Genomic DNA, 5614 nt, shown 5'->3' with positions numbered 1-5614 from the left:
GCAAGGCAATGGTGTCACCCACCTTCCAGCCGAACTTGCGCGCCAGCTTGCGCCCCACCACACAGCCCTGGCGATCGCGAAAGAACTCGGTCTTTTCCTGGTCGCTGAGGATGAACTCCGGGTACAGCGCCAGATAGCTGGGCGGATCGATCGCGAACTGCGCAAAGAAGTTGCGCTCGGTGATGTAGACACCGCCGAACCAGTTGGCCCAGGAGATACCGCTGACCCCATCCACCGAACGGATGCGCTCGGCGTAGTTCAAGGGCAAGGGAAAGGTCAGCGAGATGGCGCTGCGTGTGACCAGCCGCGTGCTGGACGTGCCATCGACGCCCGCATACCAGGCATCCACGATCGTGCGCAACAGGCCGAAGGCCGAAATCGCCACGACCAGACCGATCATGGTCAACAAGGCGCGCAGGCGATACCTGAACGCGTTCTTGAGCAACAACCTGAAGAGGAACATGCCCTAGTGTAGGGGCGGCGCCCTACGCGGCAGATCAGCGTGCCGCGTTCAGCGCCAGACGCGTGTCCTGTGCCACCTTGCGGGCTGCGCTGGCAAAGTCCTCGCCGCTGCTGGCGTACAGCACCGCGCGCGAGCTGTTAACGATGATGGTGCCGGTGATGGCGCCACTGGCATCCAGCTTCAGGCCAGCCTTGACGGTGGCCACGGCGTCGCCGCCTTGTGCGCCCACGCCGGGGATCAGCAATGGCAGGGTCGGGGCCAGTTCACGCACGCGGGCGATTTCTTCAGGGAAAGTAGCACCGACCACCAGGCCCATGTGGCCGTTGGTGTTCCAGGGGCCCTGGGCCTGCGCGGCAATGTGCTCGTACACGCGGGGCTGGCCGGCCACATCGGCCAGGCGCAGGTTCTGCAGGTCCGAACCACCCGGATTGGACGTGCGACACAGCAGGATCACGCCCTTGCCTGGGTACTTCAGGAAGGGCTGCATGGTGTCAAAGCCCATGAAGGGTGAGAGCGTCACGGCGTCGGCCTGATAACGGTCGAAGGCTTCGTGCGCATATTGCTCGGCCGTGCTGCCAATGTCCCCGCGCTTGGCGTCCAGGATCACAGGCACCTGAGGCGCCACACGGCGCATGTGCGCCATCAGGCGCTCCAGCTGGTCTTCCGCACGATGGGACGCGAAGTAGGCGATCTGCGGTTTGAAGGCACAGACCAGGTCCTTCGTGGCATCCACGATGGCCGCACAAAAGTCATAGATGCGGTCGCTCTGGCCTTTCCAGGCGCCGGGGAACCTGGACGGCTCGGGGTCCAGGCCCACACAAAGCAGGGAATCGTTCTGCTTTTGAACATGGCGCAAGCGATCGACAAAACTCATGGGGCACCGCAAAGGGGATTGGAAACAATCCTTGGATTGTCTCCGATATCAAGCCGAATGAGCCATGCCGTACGGCAGCAAGGCGTAAGCAATGAACCCCAGAATCAGCGCGATCACGATGCCACTTTCGCCTGGCGCAAGCTGGCGCCTGTTTTCTCCGGCCAGCAAGATGAAAACCGGGATGAACGGGTCGAAATACTTCTGAAACAACACACTGGAAGGCAGCATCGACACCGTAAAGGCCAGCAGCATCCAGATACCCAAACCTGTAGGTGTGCGCCTGAGCATGTGCACCACGCCCAGCATGCCAATCGGCACGAGCCCCCAGAAAATCAACGAACTATCGTGCACATAGGGCATGGATCTGGAGATGCGCCAGATGAAGCCATCGTTGAACGCCAATTGACCAACGGGCAGGATCACCAGGAGCGACAGCCCCGCCAACAGCGCCCCGATCGTCATCCGATCAGGATGCCTCACCAAGCCCAGGAACTGGCGCGACTGCAACAACGGAAAGTACAAGCCGGTCACGGCGAGCACGAATTCGATGGCCTGGAGGTTCAAAAATGCATGCGCCTCATGCGCGGTCTGGAACGACGGGGGTACCAGCCCATGCCACTTGAAAATCAACACGGCAAGTGGCAGGCACGCCAACCCCAGCAAGCCGACACGCATCACGCGGTCCGACGTCTTTTGGAAGTGAAACAGCACCATGGGCACGGCACCCAGCATCAACCAGCTCAGCGTCTGCCTGGTCAGCAGCGCCAAGCACAGACAGAGACTTGCCATGCACCAGGACCTCATGCTGCCAGTGCGCACACCAGCCAGCAGGTTGTATATCGTCAGCAGGCAAAACAACCAGGCCAGGTTGTCTGTCAGCAAAATAAACGACACCCCGAAAAAGTAGGGTGAGATCAGAAACAGCATCGTGATCAGCAACGCCGACCGGCGATCCATCTCAAACTGCTCGGTCCAAATCCTGTAATAGACCCAGGTGGCCAGAAAGGAGAACAGCGCGTTGAAGGCCCTCAGCTTGTACAGATCGAACCCGATCAATTCGCCAATGACCGAAAACACCAAGTGAAACAACGGCGTTGTAGCAGACGAGTAATTGCCCAACTGAGGCGTAGGCAGTTGGGCCGCGAAGCGCAATATCGCCGGGAAATGGAAGATGCCCTCATCCGTCCCGTGAAAGGTCAGGATAGATGTGTGCAAGTCATTGAGTAAATGAGCGACAAGCAAGAATGGCGCGATCAATATCAGCCAAACAGCAAGGTCGCCCCACTCGCGCGAACGCCAGGCCATAACCCCCCCCTGAATTCAATATCTTTTATGCCCGGGGAGTTGGCTTCGCAAACGTGCACCCACCACACCCCAAGTCTTATTGCTCGAGTGTACGCGTGGCATCTAATCGGCGACAAAAATCCAATGTATCAGGATGTCACGCTTGCGGCTTGATGCGACGACACAAGACGCCCCCCACGCCGAGCATGCCGGCAAGCATCAGGCTCCAGGTTGATGGCTCTGGCACTGAAGGTGCAAACGTCTGGTAGACACCAGAGAGTTGCTGCGCCCCCGTGGTCAGCAGATCGAACTTGGCCGTGCTGTCGTAAGCCGTGGCACCGGTATGCAGGAAGAAAAAGCGCGATTGGCTGCCAGGATTGATGCCGCTGTCGAACAGGAAGTTGACATCACCCGTGGGATAGCTGCTCGCGTTGAACAGTCGGGCGGCATTGGGAGCAGGTGTGCCCAGGCCGTCGATGCGCCAGTCCGCATCCTTGATGTTGCCGTAGCCGAAGTCAGCCAGGCGGAAAGCGCTCACCCCCACGCCGTTGGTGGACGCATCGACGTTGACCTTCCAGTAGAAATCCAGCGTCCCGGAACCGGTTTCGCGCACCACGCGGTTCTGGACGGTGCCGCTCACGCCACTGAAGCTGAAGGGGGTGAGGACGTCTTCCAGCACGGTGCCAGCAAGCTCGGGGCGAGCCGCAGACGTGGTGCCGCCCAATGTGGTGTCAGCGAAATTGGCTGGTGACACGGGCTCCGTCAGCGACACAGCGCGGGCGCCAGTCAGACTGAACAGGCCGGCAGCCAAAGCGATGGCGCTCAAAGCGAAGCGAGAAGCAAATTGCATGATGGGACTCCTAGTTGAATGCGAAAAACAGGAGTCGCCAATGTAGGAATTCAGGCCAGATCGCGCATCCCTAGCGATAGGGGCACAAGAGGCCTAGCCTTAGGGGCAAGGCCCATGGCGGAAATGGCCTGCCAATCACGTGTGCACCGCATGTGGCGGGCATGGTGATCGCAGGCCATTCAGGCCGATTCAGTGCCAGACCGAATCAGCGCAAGCTCAACGTGGGATTCAGACGCGCTTGGCCAACTCCACAGCCTTGCCGATGTAGTTGCCCGGCGTCATCTGCATCAGGCGCGCCTTTTCTGCTTCAGGCAGTTCCAGCGTTTCGATGAAAGCCTGGATGGACTCGCGGGTGATGGCCTTGCCGCGTGTCAGCTCCTTCAGGCGCTCATAAGGGTTGGGCAAGGCATAACGGCGCATCACGGTCTGGATGGGCTCGGCCAGCACTTCCCACGAGCTGTCCAGGTCATCGGCCAAGGCTTGCGGGTTGACTTCCAGCTTGCCCAGACCTCGAGCCAGGCTGTCGTAAGCCAGCAGGGCGTAACCCAAGGCCACACCCATGTTGCGCAGCACGGTCGAGTCGGTCAGGTCACGCTGCCAGCGGCTGATAGGCAGCTTCTGACTCAAGTGCGTCAGCACGGCATTGGCCAGGCCGAAGTTGCCTTCGGCGTTCTCGAAGTCAATCGGGTTGACCTTGTGCGGCATCGTGGACGAACCGATTTCGCCGGCCTTGGTCTTTTGCTTGAAGTAACCCAGGCTGATGTAGCCCCACACGTCACGCGACCAGTCGATCAGGATGGTGTTGGCACGGGTCACGGCATCGAACAGCTCGGCCATGTAGTCGTGCGGCTCGATCTGGATGGTGTAGGGGTTGAAGGTCAGGCCCAGCTGGTTTTCGATGACCGACTGGCTGAAGGCTTCCCAATCCTTGTCAGGGTAGGCCGACAGGTGGGCGTTGTAGTTGCCCACGGCGCCGTTCATCTTGGCCAGCAGCTTGACATCGGCGATGCGGGTGCGGGCCGTGGCCAGGCGGGCCACGACGTTGGCGATTTCCTTGCCCACGGTGGTGGGGGATGCTGTCTGGCCGTGGGTGCGGCTCAGCATGGGGATCTCGGCCATGTTGTGGGCCAGACCGCTCAGCGTGCCGATCAGGCCATCGATGGCGGGCAGGATCACCTGCTCGCGCGCGGCCTTGAGCATCAGGCCGTGACTGGTGTTGTTGATGTCTTCCGAGGTGCAGGCGAAGTGCACGAACTCGCCGGTCTTTTCCAGCTCGGGGTGATTGGCAAAGCGCTGCTTGAGCCAGTACTCGACCGCTTTCACATCGTGGTTGGTGGTCTTTTCGATGTCCTTGATGGACTGGGCATCGGCTTCGGAAAAGCGTGCCACCAGACCGCGCAGATAGCCGCGCGATGCCTCGGACAAGGCCGGGAACTCGGGCAGACCGGCATCAGACAGGGCGATGAACCACTCGACTTCAACCTGCACACGACGGTGCATCAGGCCGAACTCGGACAGCAAGGGGCGCAAGGTGGCGACCTTGGCGGCGTAGCGGCCGTCCAGCGGCGACAAGGCGGTCAAGGCGGAATAAGCAGACTGGTTCATGGGCAATGGTCCGAGACGGGTTACAGATTCGCAGGCGAACCCGCCATTTTACCGGTAGCTGGGCCTTCATAGGTGGGCCAATGCGCCTTCAGCACATCGGCGTCCACCCGAGACCAGATCGTGAGCGAATGCGCACGCATACGCCGCGTGGCAATCACGGCCCAGGGCCAGTACAGCCCCAGGGTCAAGACCAGCAGCAGCGCATGCTTGCCTTGCAGCATCACAAAATCAGCAACAGACAGCTTGCTTCTGAAGCGCAGATAGCGGTTACCGGACTTGTTCCACAACAGGTTCTGCAGGCGCGCCTGCGCGTAGGGCTGAACGGCTGCGCACACAGCCAATAGCGAGGCCAGCATCAAGCCACGCTCGATCGTCAGGTTGAGCTTGCCGCGCATCACCAGCACACCGGCCAGCAGCATGGCGCCCACGCCCAGGCTGAACACGGTAGCCAGCATGGCCCACGCCAGCGTGCGCAGAAACATCATCATCACGGCAGGCTTGGTCGCCTTCCACAGCAGATGCAAAGGCCCCAGGCGCA

6 protein-coding genes are annotated in these 5614 nt (G+C 60.7%); all 6 read right to left on the bottom strand.

Translation table 11 applies throughout. The annotated features are described in order from the left end of the window. A partial coding sequence (locus EPO09_RS03255; RefSeq protein ID WP_290640093.1) for an ABC transporter permease occupies nt 1-463 on the bottom strand: 463 nt, incomplete at its 3' end. A gap of 34 nt (nt 464-497) precedes the next feature. Continuing rightward, a complete protein-coding gene (gene pyrF / locus EPO09_RS03250; protein WP_290640091.1) occupies nt 498-1337 on the bottom strand; it encodes an orotidine-5'-phosphate decarboxylase in 840 nt (279 codons plus the stop codon). A gap of 48 nt (nt 1338-1385) precedes the next feature. Further along, nucleotides 1386-2552, bottom strand: a complete 1167-nt coding sequence (locus EPO09_RS03245) for a glycosyltransferase family 39 protein (protein ID WP_290640089.1) — start codon at nt 2550-2552, stop codon at nt 1386-1388. A 226-nt stretch (nt 2553-2778) separates the two neighbouring features. Further along, the gene (locus EPO09_RS03240) at nt 2779-3471 is read right to left on the bottom strand and encodes a PEP-CTERM sorting domain-containing protein (protein WP_290640088.1); all 693 of its coding nucleotides are present in this window, start codon (nt 3469-3471) and stop codon (nt 2779-2781) included. A gap of 228 nt (nt 3472-3699) precedes the next feature. Beyond that, on the bottom strand, nt 3700-5076 hold the full coding sequence (purB, locus tag EPO09_RS03235) for an adenylosuccinate lyase (protein WP_290640086.1): 1377 nt from the start codon (nt 5074-5076) through the stop codon (nt 3700-3702). Nucleotides 5077-5096: 20 nt separating this feature from the next. Next, the coding region (locus EPO09_RS03230) for a DUF898 family protein (RefSeq protein WP_290640084.1) at nt 5097-5614 on the bottom strand (518 nt) is incomplete at its 5' end.

It is taken from the genome of Aquabacterium sp. (assembly GCF_004297345.1).
GTDB lineage: Bacteria > Pseudomonadota > Gammaproteobacteria > Burkholderiales > Burkholderiaceae_C > Aquabacterium.
This window is presented reverse-complemented; position numbering and strand designations above follow the sequence as displayed.

What these genes read in the sequence shown, in the direction of transcription:
- EPO09_RS03240 (WP_290640088.1), bottom strand. Translation starts at nt 3,471, where the DNA reads ATGCAATTTGCTTCTCGCTTCGCTTTGAGCGCCATCGCTTTGGCTGCC.
- purB (WP_290640086.1), bottom strand. Translation starts at nt 5,076, where the DNA reads ATGAACCAGTCTGCTTATTCCGCCTTGACCGCCTTGTCGCCGCTGGAC.
- pyrF (WP_290640091.1), bottom strand. Translation starts at nt 1,337, where the DNA reads ATGAGTTTTGTCGATCGCTTGCGCCATGTTCAAAAGCAGAACGATTCC.